Annotated in this window: 16 protein-coding genes; 8 read left to right on the forward strand and 8 right to left on the reverse strand. The window is 68.8% G+C overall.

Translation table 11 applies throughout. The features are described from left to right. Positions 1-4: 4 nt before the first annotated feature. The 3 genes from G495_RS0110800 to G495_RS0110810 all read right to left on the reverse strand — a co-directional run bounded on the left by G495_RS0110800 (position 5) and on the right by G495_RS0110810 (position 3,536). On the reverse strand, positions 5-319 hold the full coding sequence (locus G495_RS0110800; RefSeq protein ID WP_035251796.1) for a YbjQ family protein: 315 nt from the start codon (positions 317-319) through the stop codon (positions 5-7). A gap of 263 nt (positions 320-582) precedes the next feature. Beyond that, positions 583-3,105, reverse strand: coding sequence for a Lon protease family protein (locus G495_RS18710; RefSeq protein WP_051445283.1), 2,523 nt, complete (start codon positions 3,103-3,105; stop codon positions 583-585). A gap of 17 nt (positions 3,106-3,122) precedes the next feature. After that, a complete protein-coding gene (locus G495_RS0110810) occupies positions 3,123-3,536 on the reverse strand; it encodes an Hsp20/alpha crystallin family protein (protein ID WP_169734375.1) in 414 nt (137 codons plus the stop codon). 234 nt (positions 3,537-3,770) lie between these two features. Between G495_RS0110810 and G495_RS0110815 the strand changes: the two genes are divergently transcribed. The 4 genes from G495_RS0110815 (at position 3,771) to G495_RS0110830 (ending at position 8,900) form a co-directional block, all read left to right on the forward strand. Next, entirely contained in the window at positions 3,771-5,792 is a 2,022-nt protein-coding gene (locus G495_RS0110815; protein ID WP_028587822.1) for a SpoIIE family protein phosphatase, read from the forward strand. A gap of 8 nt (positions 5,793-5,800) precedes the next feature. Then, positions 5,801-6,421: a class I SAM-dependent methyltransferase gene (locus tag G495_RS0110820; RefSeq protein ID WP_028587823.1), complete on the forward strand. Its 621-nt coding sequence runs from the start codon at positions 5,801-5,803 to the stop codon at positions 6,419-6,421. A gap of 62 nt (positions 6,422-6,483) precedes the next feature. Further along, positions 6,484-7,644 carry an ABC transporter substrate-binding protein gene (locus G495_RS0110825; protein ID WP_035251799.1) on the forward strand — a complete coding sequence of 387 codons (1,161 nt, stop codon included), beginning with the start codon at positions 6,484-6,486 and terminating at the stop codon, positions 7,642-7,644. Positions 7,645-7,676: 32 nt separating this feature from the next. After that, on the forward strand, positions 7,677-8,900 hold the full coding sequence (locus G495_RS0110830; protein ID WP_028587825.1) for a preATP grasp domain-containing protein: 1,224 nt from the start codon (positions 7,677-7,679) through the stop codon (positions 8,898-8,900). A 384-nt stretch (positions 8,901-9,284) separates the two neighbouring features. Here the strand turns inward: G495_RS0110830 and G495_RS0110835 are convergent, their stop codons facing one another. The 5 genes from G495_RS0110835 to G495_RS0110855 form a co-directional block, all read right to left on the reverse strand. Then, positions 9,285-10,010 (reverse strand): ABC transporter ATP-binding protein, encoded by a 726-nt coding sequence (locus G495_RS0110835; RefSeq protein ID WP_028587826.1) that lies wholly within the window; start codon positions 10,008-10,010, stop codon positions 9,285-9,287. Next, positions 10,010-10,777, reverse strand: coding sequence for an ABC transporter ATP-binding protein (locus G495_RS0110840; RefSeq protein WP_028587827.1), 768 nt, complete (start codon positions 10,775-10,777; stop codon positions 10,010-10,012). The genes G495_RS0110835 and G495_RS0110840 overlap by 1 nt, the downstream gene beginning before the upstream one ends. Before the next feature lie 24 nt (positions 10,778-10,801). Then, the gene (locus G495_RS0110845; protein ID WP_028587828.1) at positions 10,802-11,878 is read right to left on the reverse strand and encodes a branched-chain amino acid ABC transporter permease; all 1,077 of its coding nucleotides are present in this window, start codon (positions 11,876-11,878) and stop codon (positions 10,802-10,804) included. An 18-nt stretch (positions 11,879-11,896) separates the two neighbouring features. Beyond that, positions 11,897-12,823: a branched-chain amino acid ABC transporter permease gene (locus G495_RS0110850; RefSeq protein ID WP_028587829.1), complete on the reverse strand. Its 927-nt coding sequence runs from the start codon at positions 12,821-12,823 to the stop codon at positions 11,897-11,899. A 129-nt stretch (positions 12,824-12,952) separates the two neighbouring features. Continuing rightward, positions 12,953-14,113, reverse strand: coding sequence for an ABC transporter substrate-binding protein (locus G495_RS0110855; protein WP_028587830.1), 1,161 nt, complete (start codon positions 14,111-14,113; stop codon positions 12,953-12,955). Positions 14,114-14,478: 365 nt separating this feature from the next. Here G495_RS0110855 and G495_RS0110860 point away from each other — a divergent pair, with 365 nt between their 5' ends. From G495_RS0110860 to G495_RS0110875, 4 genes are all read left to right on the forward strand, one after another. After that, positions 14,479-15,096, forward strand: a complete 618-nt coding sequence (locus G495_RS0110860; protein ID WP_028587831.1) for a D-sedoheptulose 7-phosphate isomerase — start codon at positions 14,479-14,481, stop codon at positions 15,094-15,096. A gap of 16 nt (positions 15,097-15,112) precedes the next feature. Next, positions 15,113-15,346, forward strand: coding sequence for an FmdB family zinc ribbon protein (locus G495_RS0110865; protein ID WP_028587832.1), 234 nt, complete (start codon positions 15,113-15,115; stop codon positions 15,344-15,346). A gap of 70 nt (positions 15,347-15,416) precedes the next feature. Next, positions 15,417-16,346, forward strand: a complete 930-nt coding sequence (gene hemC, locus G495_RS0110870) for a hydroxymethylbilane synthase (RefSeq protein WP_028587833.1) — start codon at positions 15,417-15,419, stop codon at positions 16,344-16,346. Positions 16,347-16,382: 36 nt separating this feature from the next. After that, positions 16,383-16,808, forward strand: coding sequence for a hypothetical protein (locus G495_RS0110875; RefSeq protein WP_028587834.1), 426 nt, complete (start codon positions 16,383-16,385; stop codon positions 16,806-16,808). Positions 16,809-16,813: the final 5 nt, after the last annotated feature.

The following is a 16,813-nucleotide window of genomic DNA, read 5'->3' on the forward strand; positions in this document are numbered from 1 at the left end:
CGGGCTATTCCACGCGCACGGCGGAGCCGTAGGCGTAGATCTCGGCGGCCCCGCTGGTCACCGACGAGGTGGAGAAGCGCACGTTGACCACGGCGTTGGCGCCCATTTCCGCGGCCTGGGCCACCATGCGCTCCACGGCCTGGCGCTGGGAGTCGCGCAGCAGGGCCGAATAGCCCTTGAGCTCGCCGCCCACGAGGTTTTTCAGGTAGCACAGGATGTCGATGAACACGTTGCGCGCGCGGATGGTGCTGCCGGTGACCAGCCCGTAGTGCTCGACGATGGTCCGGCCCGGCACGGTCTCGATATTGGTGACGATCATGGGTGCCCTCCTGGTGCACCGGGGCAGGATACGGCCCGGGCGCGGGGCAGGGCAAGCGCAAATCCGGCGCGCGGGGCCCTGGGCGCGGGGGGCCGGGGCGGTGCGCCCCGCCCGGGCGGCTGGCGCAGAAGGCTTTGCGCGGGGCGCGCACCACGCCCGGGCGGGCGGCGCAAGAAAAATCCACGGCCCCCGCGCCGTGCGGCAGGCGCGGGGGTGTGGATTTTTCCTCGCACGGCGGCCGGTTGCCGTTGCGGGGCGGCCTGCTAGGCTTCGGGCGCGCCCTTGGGGGCCTTGGGCTTCTGGCGCGCCTTGGTGCCCTTGGGGGCCGGGCCGTTGTCGTCCCCGGTCTTGCCCCAGCGGCGCAGGGTGTCGCCCAGTTCGCGCAGCCGGGCGTCGGCCAGGGCGAACACCGAACCCTTGGTCCAGCCGCCGGCCTTGGTGCGCGTGCCCGCCGGGGTGCCCGTGAGCAGCTCGACGCCCTCTTCCACCGTCTGCACGGCGTAGACGTGGAAGCGGCCCTGCTCCACGGCCCGGACCACCTCGGGGCGCAGCATGAGGTCCTTGACGTTGGCCTTGGGGATCATCACGCCCTGGCGGCCCGTGAGCCCGGCGCGCTGGCAGCACTGGTAGAAGCCCTCGATCTTCTCGTTGACCCCGCCGATGGGCTGGATTTCGCCCTTCTGGTTCACCGAGCCGGTGACGGCGATGTCCTGGCGCAGGGGCAGGTCCGCGAGGCTGGAGAGCAGGGCGTACAGCTCGGTGGACGAGGCCGAGTCGCCGTCGATGCCGCCGTAGGACTGCTCGAAGGCGATGCTGGCCGCCAGGGTCAGGGGCTTGTCCTGGGCGAAGCGTTCGCGCAGGTAGCCCGCCAGGATGAGCACGCCCTTGTTGTGCGTGGGGCCGGACATGTCGGCCTCGCGCTCGATGTTGATGATGCCCTCCTTGCCCAGGGCCGTGGCGGCGGTGATGCGCGCGGGCTTGCCGAAGGCGTAGTCGCCCAGGGAGTAGACGGCCAGCCCGTTGACCTGCCCGACCTTGGCCCCGTCCACGTCCACGAACAGGCTGCCGCGGTCGATCATCTCCTGGAGGCGCTCCTCCATCTGGTTGGAGCGGTGCACGCGCGCGGTCACGGCGGCCAGCACGTGCCCGGCGTCCACCTGCGCGGCCTTGGCGCTTCGGGCCTGGAAGTCGGCCTCGGCCAGCAGGTCGGCCAGGGCCGGGAAGGCCGTGGTCAGCTTTTCCTGGCGCCCGGCCATGCGCACGGCCTCTTCGGCCACGGCGCCCACGCCCGAGGCCGCGAACGGCAAGAGCCCCTGCTTGTCCACCTCGGCGCGCACGAAGCGGGCCAGCTTGTCCAGGGTCTGGTCCGTGCGGTCCATGGAGGACTCGTAGTCCGCGCGGACCTTGAAGATCTTGGGCACGTCGGGGTCGTAGTGGCGCAACAGGGCGTAGATGCGCGCGTCGCCAAGGACCACGACCTTCACGTCCATGGCGATGGGCTCGGGCTTGAGGCCCGTGGACGAGATGAAATAGTACGGGTCGTAGGTTTCGATCTCGATGGTCTCGGTCTTCAGGGAGCGCTTGAGGGTCTGCCAGACCCCGGGCTCCATGATGGCGTCCAGCAGGTTGATGACCAGATAGCCGCCGTTGGCCTTGACGAAGGACCCGGCCTTGATCTTGGTGAAATCCGTGCGCCAGGTGCCCATGCGGTCGGCCAGGCGCTCGATGCTGCCGAAGAGGTTGCGGTAGGTCGGGTAGGACTCCACGACCACCGGCGGGCCCGTGCGCTCGGAGTTGTCCACCAGCAGGTTCACGGCATAGGGGTGCAGGATGGCCTCGGGGCTGGGCGCCATGGCCATGAAGGGCATGCCCTGGGGCGCCGGGCCGCTGCCGCCGAGCATCTTGATGTCGTCGAGGTTCTTGCCCATGTGCTCCAGCACGGCGTCCAGGTAGGCCCGGACCTTGGGGTCCGGGTAGCGTTCGAAAAGCGGCTCCAGGTGCTCGCGGGCCAGGGTGGTGAACATCAGGCGGTCCACCTCCTCGTGCTTGGCGGCCACGGCCTTGTGCAGCTCGCGGACCTTCTGGACGATGGCGTCGAGCTCCTCCTTGAGCTCCAGGCGCCGGTCGCGCAGGCGTTCGAATTCCTCGCGGGGGAAGCGTCCGGCCTCGACCATCTCCTCCAGGTCCACCATGCGCCTGGGCTCGCCGTCCACCAGGGGCACCAGGTCGGGCCGCTGGATGGGCCCCATCTGCATGCGCACCACCACGAGCCCGGTGTCCTTCACCTTGTCCTCGATGGACTTGTAGAACTCGCGCACCTGGCGTTCGTGGGCCTCGGCGATGGCGTTCTTGCGCGCGATGTACTCCTCGCTCTCGAAGAGCTGGGGCGCCTCGCGGCGCACGTCGTCCAGGAACTTGCGCATGCCCTCCTTGAACTGCGCGCCCTGCCCGGCGGCAAAGCGCAGCAGCACCGGCTGCTCGGGGTGGCGGAAGTTGTTCACGTAGCACAGGTCGTCGGGCACGCCGTCCGTGGCCGCCAGCTCGGCCAGCAGCCGGCGCACCGTGGCCAGCCGCCCGCTGCCGGGCTGCCCGGTGACGAAGATATTGTAACCCTTCTTGGCCATGCCCATGCCGAAGCGGAAGGCCTCCACCCCGCGCTCCTGGCCGATGATCTCGTCCAGGGGCTCCAGGTCGTCGGTACTGGCAAAGGGCAGGGCCGTAGGGTCCAGGCGCCAGCGGAGCGCGTCCGCAGGCACTTCGAGGGTCTTCTTTCTGGTGCGGGCCATGGGGTCCTCCTGGAGCTTCAGGGCCTGGGTCGGGGCAGGGCGCAGCCGTCTGCGGCGCGCCGGGGGATGCGGATCTCGATGACGCCGTCGCTGTAGATGGCCGCGACCTCGCGGGCGGCCACGGCGCAGGGCAGGTACAGCTCCTTGCGGAAGGACTCGGCGCGCACGCCTGCTCCGGTGCGCATCACGCGGCGGGCGGCGATGGCCACCCGGCGCCCGGCGACGCTCACGCCGATGTCCTGCGGGTCGAGCCCCGGGGCCGCCACGCGTACCACCAGCTCGTCGCCGTCCTGCTCCACCGAGAGCCCGGCCTCGCCGAAGGGCCGGGCCGGGGGCAGCCCGAAGTCCGTGCACAGGGCTTCGAACCGCCGGTCCATGTCGCGCTTCATTTTCGATATCTGGGTTTCGCCCCAGATTCTCAGGTCGGGCATGCGCATCCGCCTCCTTGGGTGGGCGTGCCTCCCGCGCCCCGGGCGCAGGGAGGGTCTTGCCTATACTGTAAGGATTTATGAATGCATTTCAAGCCCCCGGCGCGGCTTGCGGGCCCTGCGGCGCGCGGAGGTTTGCGCGCTTCCCAACAGGAGCCAATGTGTGTACATTCCTGTCGATTCGCAGCACCCGGCCGGTTTTTGCGGCCCCAAAGCCAAGGGAGGGCGCAGGCCCCGATGTCCATCAAGATCAAGATCGCCCTGATGATCCTCGTCATCCTGGCCGCAGTGGCCGGGGCGGTGGGTTTCTTTTCCAAGCGCGATGTGGAGCGGGCCGTGCTCGTCGCCGAGCAGCGTTCGGCGCGCAACGTCCTGCACCTGGTGGACCTGGACGTGCAGGGCCGCCACAAGAGCATGCTCATGGAGCGCCTGGCCACCGTCCGCGCCCTCAAGACCCAGCTCGCCAGCCTGAACGCCGTGGTGCTGTCGGGGGTGGACCGCTTCCGCGAGCTGGCCCGCGCCGGGCGTATTTCCGAAAAGCAGGCCCGCGCCCAGGCCCTGGACTGGGTCGCCACCCTGGCCCCGGGCCAGGGCGAATACCTGTTCGTCTACGACGCCAAGGGCCGCGCCCTGGCCTACCCCGAAAAGGAGATGGTCGGGGCCGACCTGTCGGTGTTCACCGACGTCAAGGGCCGCAAGGTCACGGCCTCCATGCGCGAGGAGGCCCGGCGCCAGGGCACGGCCAGCACCACCTACTACTGGAAGCGCATCGGCGGGGCCGAGCAGGTCCGCAACTTCGGCTTGTTCACCTACTACCCGGCCTGGGACTGGATGCTCGGCGCCGCCGTGGACATCGAGGACATCGAGCGCGCCGAGCAGCACAAGCTCGACCAGATCGTGCGCATCCTGGCCGAAAGCCTGGACAAGGTGACCATCGCCCACAGCGGTTTCGTGGCCGTGCTTTCCGGCGACGGCAAGGCCCTGATCCGCCCCGAGGCCGTGGAGCCGGAGTTCGCCCTGGCCGTCAATGGGCTGACCGGCAAGCGGCTGTTCGACGACATCGTGGCCCAGGCCGCCAGCGGCATCGACGGGCCGTTGTACTCCCTGCCCGAGGGCGAGGCCCAGAGCGGCAGGCGCGAATCCTTCGTGCGCTACAACAAGGCCCTGGACTGGTACATCGTGACCACGGCCTACGTGGCCGAGCTGGAGGCTCCGGCCCGGCATCTGCTCTCGCAACTGGCCGGGGTGCTCGGCGTGGCGCTTTTCCTCGGGCTGGCCGCCGGGCTGCTCGTCACCGCGCGCATCGCCCGGCCCCTGGAGCGTCTGGCGGGCTACGCCCTGGACCTGCACCGCCAGGACTTCCTGGCCGAAGAGCGCGAGGCCTCGCCCCTGGCCGGGCTGGCCAAGGCCCGGGGCGACGAGGTGGGCCGTCTGGCCGGGGCCTTCGAGTTCATGGAGCAGTCCCTGCGCCAGCGCATCCGCGAGCTGATGGATGCCACCGCCGCCCGCGAGCGCATCGAGAGCGAGCTCAACGTGGCCCATGAGATCCAGATGGGCCTGCTGCCCAAGATCTTCCCGCCCTACCCCTCGCGCGAGGAGTTCGACCTCTATGCCGTGCTCGAACCGGCCAAGGAGGTGGGCGGCGACCTCTACGACTTCTTCTTCATCGATGAGGACCACCTCTGCCTGACCCTGGGCGACGTGTCCGACAAGGGCGTGCCCGCCGCGCTGTTCATGACCATCACCATGACGCTGATCCGCTCCGAGGCCAAGAAGAGCAGGGACCCGGAGCAGATCATGGCCGCCGTCAACGACGTTATTTCCCGCGACAACCCGCGCTCCATGTTCGTGACCCTGTTCCTGGGCGTGCTCGACGTGCGCACCGGCGAGCTGGCCTACGCCAACGGCGGGCACAACCCGCCCATCCTGGTGGACGCCTCCGGCGTGCGCTACCTCAAGGACATCAGCGGGCCCATGGTTGGCGCCATGGAGGACATGCCCTTCCGGCCGCTGACCCTGCACCTGGCGCCCGGGGACCGCTTCTTCGTCTACACCGACGGCGTCACCGAGGCCATGAACGCCGCGCGCGAGCTGTACACCGACGAGCGCCTGCTGGAGACCGTGGCCGCCACGGAGGATGCCGCGCCCGCCGCCCTGGTGGAAGCCGTGCGCGCCTCGGTGCGCGACCATGTGCGCGACGAGCCGCCCTCGGACGACATCACCATGCTCTGCCTGCGCTACAAGGGCCCCCGGGGCTAGGAGGACGCATGGGCATCGTCAGGGACGGCGACAGGGTCATCCTCGATGGCCGCGACGTGGGCGACTGGGACGCCATGTGCGAGGCCTACCGCCAGCGCGTGGACCGCTACGGCACCGACCACCGCGCCTTCTTCTACACCGACCAGGGCCTCTACCGCCGCCGCCTGGAGCGCGCCGGGCAGGTGCTGGCCCCGCTGCTCGCGCCCGGGAACACGGTGCTCGACGTGGGCTGCGGCGACGGCAACCTGCTGGAGCTGCTGCCCCCGTGCGACTACACGGGGCTGGACCTCGTGCCCGAGTTCGTGGCCCACGCCCGCGAGCGCTTCCCCGGGCGCGCCTTCCATGTGGCCAACATCATGGAATGGACCGCCCCCAGCGACTGGGTGCTGCTCATCGGCACCAGCGGCACCACGCCCTGCCTGGAGCGCATGGTCGAGCACTGCTGGGGCCTGTGCCGCACCGGCATGGTCCTCGACGTGCTCGACGCCCGGCGCGACCCCGGCGGCGACCGCAATTCCTGCCACGCCACCGACGTGCTCGACTTCTTCCTGGCGCGCGGGGCGGCCCGGGTCTGCGTCGAGCCCACCGCCGATCCGTGGACTTTCTTTGTGGCCCGAAAAGAACTATGATCCATAACCCCTGCCGGAGCCTTCCGGCCCAACCGAACGCCATCGCAATCGGAGTCCTGCCAATGCGTACAACCTTCCGGGGCATCCTTGCCGCCATCGCCATGGCGGCCCTGGCCGCGGTCCTGGCCGCGCCCGCCTGTCTGGCCGCCGACCCGTCCGGCGCACCCGTCAAGAACAACGGCCAGAAATGGCGCATCGGCTATTACGAGGGCGGGGAGTACATCGACTACCAGAAGAATTTCATCTCCCTGCTGCACGGCCTGCGCGACCTGGGCTGGCTCGACTTCGCCGAGGTGCCGCCCCAGCAGGGCGAGGGCGTGCAGGAGCTGTGGAAGTGGCTGGGCACCGTCAAGAGCGACTTCCTGGAATTCGTGCCCGACGCCTGCTACAGCGCCAACTGGGACGACGCCACCCGCGAGGCCACCCGCGCCGCGCTCCTGGAGCGCCTCTCCGGGCGGCGCGACATCGACCTGATGCTCGCCCTGGGCACCTGGGCCGGGCAGGACCTGGCCGTGGACGGGCACAGCGTGCCCTGCGTGGTCATGGCCACCGCAAACCCGCAGACCGCCGGGATCATCAAGAGCGCCGACGACTCCGGGCGCGACAACATCCATGCCCGCATCGCCCCCGAGCGCTTCCTGCAACAGGTGCGCGTGTTCCACGACGTGGTCGGCTTCAAGAAGATCGGCGTGGCCTACGAGGACACCCCCGCCGGGCGCACCTACGCCGCTCTGGACGCCCTGGAGGCCCTGGCCCCCGAGCTGGGCTACCAGATCGTCACCTGCCACACCAAGAGCGACATCGCCGACAAGGCCGAGGCCGAGGCCAGCGCCATCGCCTGCTTCCGCGAGCTGGCCACCAAGGCCGACGCCATCTACGTCACCGTGCAGGGCGGCGTCAGCGAGCGCAGCCTGCCCGAGGTGGTCAAGATCGCCCTGGACGCGCGCATCCCGACCTTCTCGCAGAACGGTTCCGACGAGGTCCGCCAGGGCCTGCTGATGAGCATCTCCCTGGCCGGGTACAAGTATGTCGGCCAGTTCTACGCCCGCACCGTGGGCCAGATCCTGGGCGGCACCAAGCCCCGCGCCCTGGGCCAGATCTTCGAGGACCCGCCCAAGATCGCCATCAACCTCAAGACGGCGGAGCTCATCCAGTTCGACCCGCCCGTGGACATGCTCCTGGCGGCGGACGAGGTGTTCGAGCAGATCGAGCCCGCGCGCTAGCCCGCGCCGACTCCCGAGGAGCGCGCGCCGGGATGCAGCGGATCATCATCGACTCCCAGAGCAACGGGCTGCTGCGCGGTTCGGCCCTGGAGCAGCGCTACGACCAGCGCGGTGGCCTGTGCCAGGTGGGCGCAGGCCACCTCGTGCTGACCACCGACCCTGTGGACCAGGATTTCCTGGACTACTGGCAGGGCCTGGGCTTTTCCCTGCCCCGGCTCATGGCCGTGGGGCCCTTCGACCCCGGGCGGACCCTCTCCGAGCTGGTGCTGGCCAGCCCCGCCGCCTGCGAGGCCATCCGCGCCGTTGCCCGCAGTGGCCCGGTGCGCCTGGAGTTCTTCTGCATCGAGGAGCCCGAGCGCGCCCTGGCCCGGGGCCTGGGCGTGCCCGCCTACTGCAACTTCGACCTCTCGCGCACCTACGCCAGCAAGCTGGCCTTCAAGGGCCTGTGCGCCGAACTCGGCCTGCCCACCGCGCCCTGGTTCCACGACCCCGACCCCGGGGCGCTGGTCCGCCAGGGCGCCGCGCTCATGGCCGGGGGCCAGCGGGTGCTGGTCAAGACCGAAACGGGCATGGGCGGCGTGGGCTGCGGCGGCATGGCTACCCCCGCCGACCCCCAGGCCCTGGCCCTGGCCGTGCGCGACCTTGCCGGGCGCGACGGGGCCCTGTTCCTGGAAACGCGCATCGAGCCCCTGCGCGTCGAGCTTTCCGCGCACTGGGAAATCACCGCCGACGGCCAGGTGGCGGACGTGTCCGTCTTCGATTCCATCAGCGTGGACAACTCCTACCGGGGCACCGCCCACCCCGCCAGCCGCGAGCCCGCCCTGGCCGAGGCCGCCCGGAGCACCGTGCTGGAGACCCTGGGCCCGCACCTCGCCCGCCACGGCGCCCTGGGCTTCTACTGCTGCGACATCCTCGCCGACGCCTCCGGCACCCTGCACTGGAACGACTTCAACCCCCGCAAGGGCGCCAGCCTCTATGTGCGCGACATGGTGCGCCGCCTGCGCGCCGCCCGCCTGGGCGACCAGCCCGTCCACTACTGGCACGAGGGCTTGCGCCTGCGCCGCCCCCTGGCCGTGGCTCAGGTCCTGGCGCGGCTGCGTGGCCTGCTGGACCCCGGCCCCGGGCCTTTTCTCGTGCTCTCCAACCCGGGCATCACGCCCTTTGCCCGCGCCGACCTGACCGCCATCTGCGCCGAATCCCGCGCCCAGGCCCGCGCGCTGCTGGACGTCGCCCGCACCCGGTTGGACGCCGCGTAGTGCGCCTGCGCGCGGGTTCGCACGGCCCTGCGGCTTCCGGGCCGGGCGGCTGTCCGGCTCGTTCGCCCGGCCCCAGGGGGGCGGCTGCCGCCCAACGGCATTCGCGCTTCGCCCCGCCCGCGCGCCCTGCCGCCTGCCCGCGCGCCATCTCCTCGGGCAGCCGGATTTCCTGCCGCGCGCGTGCGCGTGCCCTGCCGCTGCGACCAGGAAAAGTCCTGCGACCATCCGTGCGCGCCCTGCCCGCGCGCCCGCCCTGGCCGGGGCGCCAAGGCCAGCCGGGCCGGATTCCCCTGGAGGAATCCGGCCCGGCTGGTTTCTGATGGGGCGGGTGCGGCGTTCTTTCCGGCGCACCCGCCCGGCACTGGGGGCGCGGCGCCCCGCTAGCTAGCCGCCGAGGTAGGCCTTCTTGACCTCGGGGTCGTTCATGAGCGTGTCCGAGGGGCCGTGGGCGACGATCTCGCCGGTGTCGATGACGTAGCCCCGGTGGGCGAACTTGAGGGCCAGGCGGGCGTTCTGCTCCACGAGCAGGATGGTCAGGCCCTCCTCGTTGAGCTGCTTCAGGGTGCGGAACATCTCGTACATGAGCAGCGGCGCCAGGCCCATGGAGGGCTCGTCCAGCAGCAGGACCTTGCAGCCGCTCATGATGGCGCGGCCCACGGCGAGCATCTGCTGCTCGCCGCCGGACAGGGACTCCGAGCGCTGCTTGCGGCGCTCGGCCAGCCGGGGGAAGAGGTCGAAGATGCGCTCCAGGTCGCGGTGCAGGTTGTCGGTGTCCTTGCGGGCGTAGGTCGCCAGGGTCAGGTTTTCCATGACCGTGAGGTTGCCGAAGATGTGGCGGCCTTCGGGGGTCAGGGCGACGTGCAGGTCGGACACGACCTTGTGCGGCGGCGTGTTCAGGATGGACTGGCCCTTGAAGAGGATGTCGCCGGAGATGACCTTGGGGGCCTCGGGCGGGGGCAGGCGCATGATGGAGTGCAGGGTGGTGGACTTGCCCGCGCCGTTGGAGCCGATGAGGGTCACGATCTCGCCCTCGTCCATGGTGAAGGAGATGCCGTGCAGGGCCTCGATGTTGCCGTACTTGACGTAGAGGTTCTTGATTTCGAGCAGCATCAGATGTTCTCGTCTCCCAGGTAGGCCTTGATGACCTTGGGGTTGGTCTGGATGTCCTCGGGCCCGCCCTCGGCGATGGTGGCGCCGAAGTCGATGACCTTGATCTCCGAGCACAGGGTCATGACGACCTTCATCTGGTGTTCGATCATCCAGATGGTGATGTCGAACTCGCGGTGGATCCACTGCACGAGCTTGATGAGACCCTCGACATCGGCGGAGTTCAGCCCCGCGGCGGGCTCGTCGAGCAGCAGCAGCTTGGGCTGGATGGACATGGCCCGGGCGATTTCCACACGGCGCTGCAGGCCGTAGGGCAGGTTGCGGGGCCGCTCGTCGGCGTAGGCGCGCAGGTCCATGGCTTCGAGCAGCGAGTAGGCGATCTTGTCGATCTCGCGCTCGCGCGACAGGTAGTTGCGGGTGCGCGCGAAGCAGTCCCACAGGCTGTAGCCCATGCGGTAGTGCTGGGCGATGCGGATGTTGTCCAGCACGGACATGTCGTGCCACAGGCGGATGTTCTGGAAGGTGCGCGCCACGCCCAGGGCCGTGACCTTGTGGGGCTTGAGGCCCTTGGTGTTCACGCCGTCGAAGGTGATGGTCCCCTCGGTGGGCTGGTAGAACCCGGAGGTCAGGTTGAAGATGGTGGTCTTGCCCGCGCCGTTGGGGCCGATGAGGCCCACCAGCGAACCTTTCTCGATGGCGATGTTGAAGTCGGACACGGCCTGGAGGCCGCCGAACTTCTGGGTCAATCCTTGTATTTCCAGCAGAGCCATGGGTCCGGTCTCCGGTGGTCGCGGTTACTTGAAGGTATAGAACTTTCGCAGGCGCGGGAACACGTCGGAAAGCTCCTTGTTGCCCAGGATGCCTTCGGGCCGGAACTGCATGAGCAGGATGAGGATCAGCGGGATGATGACCCACTTCCAGACCTGGGAGATCTCGTAGCCGTCGGGTAGCAGGCCGACGGTGTGCATGACGCCGTCCAGGGCGGGGATGCCGAAGCGCAGGGCCTCGACGAGCAGGGTGAACAGGATGGCGGCCAGCACCGCGCCGGACATGGAACCCATGCCGCCCAGGTAGACCATGACCATGCATTCGGTGGACTTGAGGATGTTGAAGCTTTGCGGGTTCACGTAGCCGTAGGCGTGGGCGTACAGCCCGCCCGCGATGCCCGCCACGCCCGAGGAGAGCATGAAGGCGATGAGCTTCATCTTGTTGGTGTTCACGCTCATGATCTCGGCGGCCACCTCGTCCTGGCAGATGGAGATGATGCCCTTGCCGTAGGTGGAGGCCACGAAGCGCCGCAGCAGCCAGACCGAAAAGACGGTGCCGGCCAGCACCCAGATGAGCATCCAGGGGATGTCCAGGGTGTCGTGCATGGAGTTGATGACGCGCTTCATGCCCGAGAAGCCGCGCGGGCCGCCGATGGCGTCGATGTTCTCGATGCCGGAGATGACCATGTAGTTCACGGCCAGGGTGATGATGGCCAGGTAGTCGCCGCGCGTCTTGAACGAGGGCAGGGCCACGACGAGGCCCACCAGGGCGGCGACCACCCCGCCGACCAGCACGGCCACGGGGAAGAACCACATGGCCAGGGAGGGGTCGAGCAGGGCCGGGCCGAACACGCGGTCCTTGGTGAAGAAGATGACCGTGATCAGGGACGAGACGTAGGCGCCCACGCACATGAACCCCGCGTGCCCGCAGGAGAACTCACCCATGTAGCCGTTGACCAGGTTCAGGCTGGTGGCCAGGATGATGTTCATGCCCATGAGCATGAGCACGCTTTGGATGTAGAGGTCCATGTGCCCGGCGTGTGCGAAGAGCACAATGGCCATTGCGCCGGCGGCCAAAAAGGCGTTGAAGGTGTATTTCTGCATCGTGGAGCGTCTCTTGGGTTAGATCTTCGTGGTCTTGGCGACGCCGAACAGGCCCGTGGGCTTCCACCACAGGATGAGCAGCAGCACGGAAAACGCCATCATGTCGCGCAGGGTGGAGGGGAAGACGGCCACCACGCCGATCTCGATGAAGCCGAGCAGGAATCCGCCCAGAAACGCGCCGCGGATGTCGCCGATGCCGCCGACCACGGCGGCGATGAACGCCTTCCAGCCGATGAGCGCGCCCATGTAGGGCTCAAGGATCGGATAGGACATGGCGAACATGAAGCCCGCCAGCCCCGCGAAGCCCGAGCCCAGGATGAAGGTGAACACGATGATGGTGTTCACGGGGATGCCCATGAGCGGGATGGCGAACTTGTCGTAGGAGATGCCGCGCATGGCCATGCCGATCTTGGTCCTGGTGACGACGAAATGCAGGAAAAGGAAGACGGCGATGGCGGTGAAGATGACCGCGACCTTCAAGTTGGTCACCGAGATGTTGCCGAAGGTCCACACGGCCTTGTCGATGAGCTCGGGGAACTTCTTGCGGCTTGCGCCCAGCAGCGCCAGGTTGCCGTTCTCCAGGATCAGCCCGCACATCAGCGCGGTGATGACCACGTAGAGCCTGTGCGCGCCCTTGTTGCGCAGGGGGCGGTAGGCGATGCGCTCCAGGGTCACTCCCACGCACGAGGTCAGCACCATGGTCAGCGGGATGGAGAGCATGAGCACCGCCATGCCGGACATGGCGCCCGGGCTGATGAGCCCGTATTCGCCCAGGAAAAATGTCGCCACGAAGAAGGCGATATACGCGCCGACCATGAAGATGTCGCCATGGGCGAAGTTGATGAGCAAAAGCACGCCGTAGACCAGCGTGTAGCCCACCGCGATCAGTGCGTAGAAGCTGCCGAACTGGAGCGCGTTGATGATGTTCTGGATCAGGATTTCCACGGCGAAAAGCTCCTCCTTGGCTGCCTGGGGCCGCGCGGCGGCGGGCCCGCAGCAGGGGGGGTCGGATGAACGAGGCGGCGGAGACCGTGTGGCCTCCGCCGCCGTTGCGTCCTTTGCGTCAGGCTGTGCCTACGGGCAGACCTGCTCGGTGAACACGAACTCGCCCGCGTCGTTGATCTTGACGACCACGGCGCACTTGATGGGGTCGCCCTGCTCGTCGAACTTCATGGAGCCGGTGATGCCCTCGAAGGAGGGGATGGCGGCCAGCGCTTCGCGGATGGCGGCGCGCTGCTTGCGGATGTCGGAATTCACGGAGCCAGCGTTCTTCACGGCCTCAAGCATGATGTTGGTGGCGTCCCAGGTCAGGGCGGCCACGTCGTCCGGAGTCTCGCCGTACTTGGCGGCGTAGCGGTCGATGAAGACCTTGGTGGCGCCGGTGGCGCCAGCGGCGGCGTAGTGGGTCGAGAAGTACTGGCCCTTGCAGTCGTCGCCGCACAGGGTCATCAGCTCGGCGGAGCCCCAGGCGTCGGCGCCCATGACGGGGCCGGTCCAGCCCAGGTCGTGAGCCTGCTTGAGGATCAGGGCCACCTGGTTGTAGTTGTCGGGCAGGAAGATGAAGTCGGGCTTGGCGGCGATGATCTTGGTCAGCTGGGCGGAGAAGTCCTGGTCCTTGGTGCCGTGGGACTCGAAAGCCAGTACCGTGCCGGCGCCGTGCTTCTTCTCGAAGTCCATCTTGAAGATCTCGGCCAGGCCCTTGGAGTAGTCGTTGGAGATGTCGAAGAGCACCGCAGCGGTCTTGGCGCTGAAGGTCTTGGTGGCGAAGTCAACGGCCACGGGGCCCTGGAAGGGGTCCAGGAACGCGGCGCGGAAGACCCAGGGACGGTCCAGGGTGGCGTCGGGGTTGGTGGACCAGGGGGAGATCATCGGGGTCTGGTTGTCGTCGCAGGTGCCGCCGGCGGGCACGGCCTGCTTGGACGAGTTGGGGCCGATGATGGCCATGACCTGGTCGCGTTCGATGAGCTTCAGGGCCACGTTGACGGCGGAGTCGGCCTTGGACTCGTTGTCCTCGTAGACGAACTCGAGCATGTACTTCTGGCCGCCGACTTCCAGGCCGCCCGCGGAGTTGATGTCCTCCTTGAGCATTTCGGCGGCGCGCTTGGACGACTCGCCGACCTTGGGGATGTCACCGGTCAGCTCCAGGTTGAAGCCGATCTTGATGGTCTGGGCGGCCAGGGCCACCGAGGACATCAGGAAAACAGAGGCCAGGGCCAGGAACAGCGCTTTACGCATGAAGATCCTCCTCTCGTGGAAAACGGGTTCACAACTGACGATGGATTCAGATACATGAAGTCCATGCAAATAGGAAGATTCAAGCGTGGACAAAAATGCCAAAACACGGGCCCTGTGCGGCTTTTCGGAACGGATGGGTCCTGTTTTTGGAATTCCGGTCCAGAAGTGGCGCGGGTTTTCGACTTACAAAATTGTGAAGCACATTTTTTTCAGTTTGCGAAACCGGCCCCCGGGCGGACGCAGGCGGACGCCGGGCGGAGCCGGGCCCGCAGGGCCCCGGGGCGCGGTTGTGCTCGCCGGGGTTTTGCGGTAGCTCATAAGGCCCGCCCGCAAGGGCGCAGGCCCAGGAACCAGGGAGGATCGCCATGTCCGAAGAGACCCGCAGGATCGTGCTGGAGCACTCCGCCGCCGGGTGCGAGCTGCGCGAGAGATTTTTCCGCGACGAGGTGGACAAGGTCGTGGAGGTGGCCCGGGTCATGGCCGTGTGCCTGGCGCGCGGCGGCAAGCTGCTGTTCGCGGGCAACGGCGGCTCGGCGGCGGACGCCCAGCACCTGGCGGCGGAGTTCGTCAACCGCTTCCTTTTGGAGCGGCCCCCCCTGCCCGCCGTGGCCTTGACCACGGACACGTCCATACTTACTGCAATCGGCAACGACTACGGCTTCGAGCAGGTGTTCGAGAAGCAGGTCCTGGCCCTGGGGGCGCGCGGCGACGTGCTGTGCGCCATCTCCACCTCGGGCAACAGCGCCAACCTCGTGCGCGCCCTGCGCGCCGCGCGCGAGAAGGGCGTGGTCACGGTGGGCATGACCGGGCAGGGCGGGGGCGAAATGGCCCCGTACTGCGACCATCTGCTCATGGTTCCCGGCCGCCACACCCCGCTGGTGCAGGAAGTGCAGATCGCGGCGGGGCACATGCTGTGCAGGCTGGTGGACTACTATCTCTTCGAGGCGGTCATGGAGCTGACCCCCTACCTCGAAGGCGACTGATCACGCGGAGGGCGCAATGCCGATCTACGAATACAGGTGCGACAAGTGCGGCAAGGAGTTCGAGGAGCTGGTCTTCGGGACCGACGAGGTCGTGAAGTGCCCGGCCTGCGGTTCGGACCGCACGGGGCGGCTCATGTCCTGCTGCCGCCACAAGTCCGCCGGCGGCGCGGGCCTGGGCCAGGCCTCGGCCCCGGCCTCGGGCGGCGGCTGCTCGGGCTGCTCGGGCGGCAACTGCTCCACCTGCCACTAGGGCGGTTTTTCGTCGCGGCCCTGCCCCCCGGCGGGGCCGCGTTCATCACTTTCCCAAGGACAAGGACCGGATGCACAAGGTAACCATCGCCACCCGGGGCAGCAAGCTCGCCCTGTGGCAGGCGAACCACATCAAGGACCGCATCGAGGCCCACCATCCGGGCACCGTGGTCGAGCTGTTGCAGATCAAGACCACGGGTGACAAGATCCTGGACGTGCCCCTGGCCAAGGTCGGCGGCAAGGGGCTCTTCGTCAAGGAGATCGAGGAGGCCCTGCTGGACGGCCGGGCCGACCTGGCCGTGCACAGCATGAAGGACGTGCCCGTGGAGCTGCCCCAGGGGCTGGTCATCGGCGTGATCCCCGAGCGCGAGGACAATACGGACACCTTGCTGTCCATGCGCTTCGGCGGGCTGGACGCCCTGCCCCGGGGCGCCGTGGTCGGCACCAGCAGCCTGCGCCGCGCCGCGCAGCTGCGCGCCCTGCGGCCCGACCTGGAGATCCGCGACCTGCGCGGCAACGTGGACACCCGGCTGCGCAAGCTGGAAGAGGGCCAGTTCGACGCCATCGTCATGGCCACCGCCGGGCTGCGGCGCCTGGGGCTGGCCGCGCCGGAAATGGCGGCCCTGGCCCCGCCGCTGTTCCTGCCCGCCGTGGCCCAGGGCGCCCTGGGCATCGAGTTCCACGAGGACGGGCCCATGGGCGAGTTCCTGGAGTTTTTGGACCACGAGGAGTCGGCCATCACCGTCAGCGCCGAGCGCGGGTTCCTCACCGGGCTGGACGGCGGCTGCCAGGTGCCCATTGCGGCCTGGGCCGAGCTGTACGAGGACGGCGAGCGCGTGCGCCTGCACGGATTTCTGGCCGATGTGGACGGCTCGGGGGCCATCCGCCGCGAGGCGGAGGGTGACGCCGAGGACGCCTTCGAGCTGGGGCTGGCCCTGGCCGATGACGTGCTGGACGAGGGCGGGCGCGAGATCCTGGCCCGCGTGTACGACACGATCTGACCCGGCCCCGCGCGACGGGGGCAGGAGGGTGCGCGCATGAGGCGGCGGGGCTGGATGGCGCTGTGGTGCGTGGGGCTGCTGGCGGCCCTGTGGGCCGGGGCGGTGCGCGCGGCGCAGCCCGTGCCCGGGCAGCCCGAGCCCCAGGCCGGGCAGAGCCTGGTGCAGTGCGTGGTGGTGGACTGGGCGGCGCCCGGCGACGGGCCGCGCCTGGACGTGGCGGTGCGCGTGTTCGGCAAGCCGGTGGCCCAGGCGGCCCTGGACCCCGAGCACCCGGGCCTGGAATTCACCTTCGAGGACGGGCCGATCGTGGCGCGCGGGGCCCTGGCGGCGGCCTTCGACCCCTGGAAGGGCACCGGCGCCCTGGCCCTGGAGCGCCTGGACTACGCCTGCGACCTGAGCGGCGAATTCACGGTGCGCCAGCGGCCCCTGGCGGAGTTCCGCTTCCTGGCGCGCTACGAGTAGCGGGC

This window comes from Desulfocurvus vexinensis DSM 17965 (genome assembly GCF_000519125.1).
In the GTDB taxonomy this organism is placed as follows: domain Bacteria; phylum Desulfobacterota; class Desulfovibrionia; order Desulfovibrionales; family Desulfovibrionaceae; genus Desulfocurvus; species Desulfocurvus vexinensis.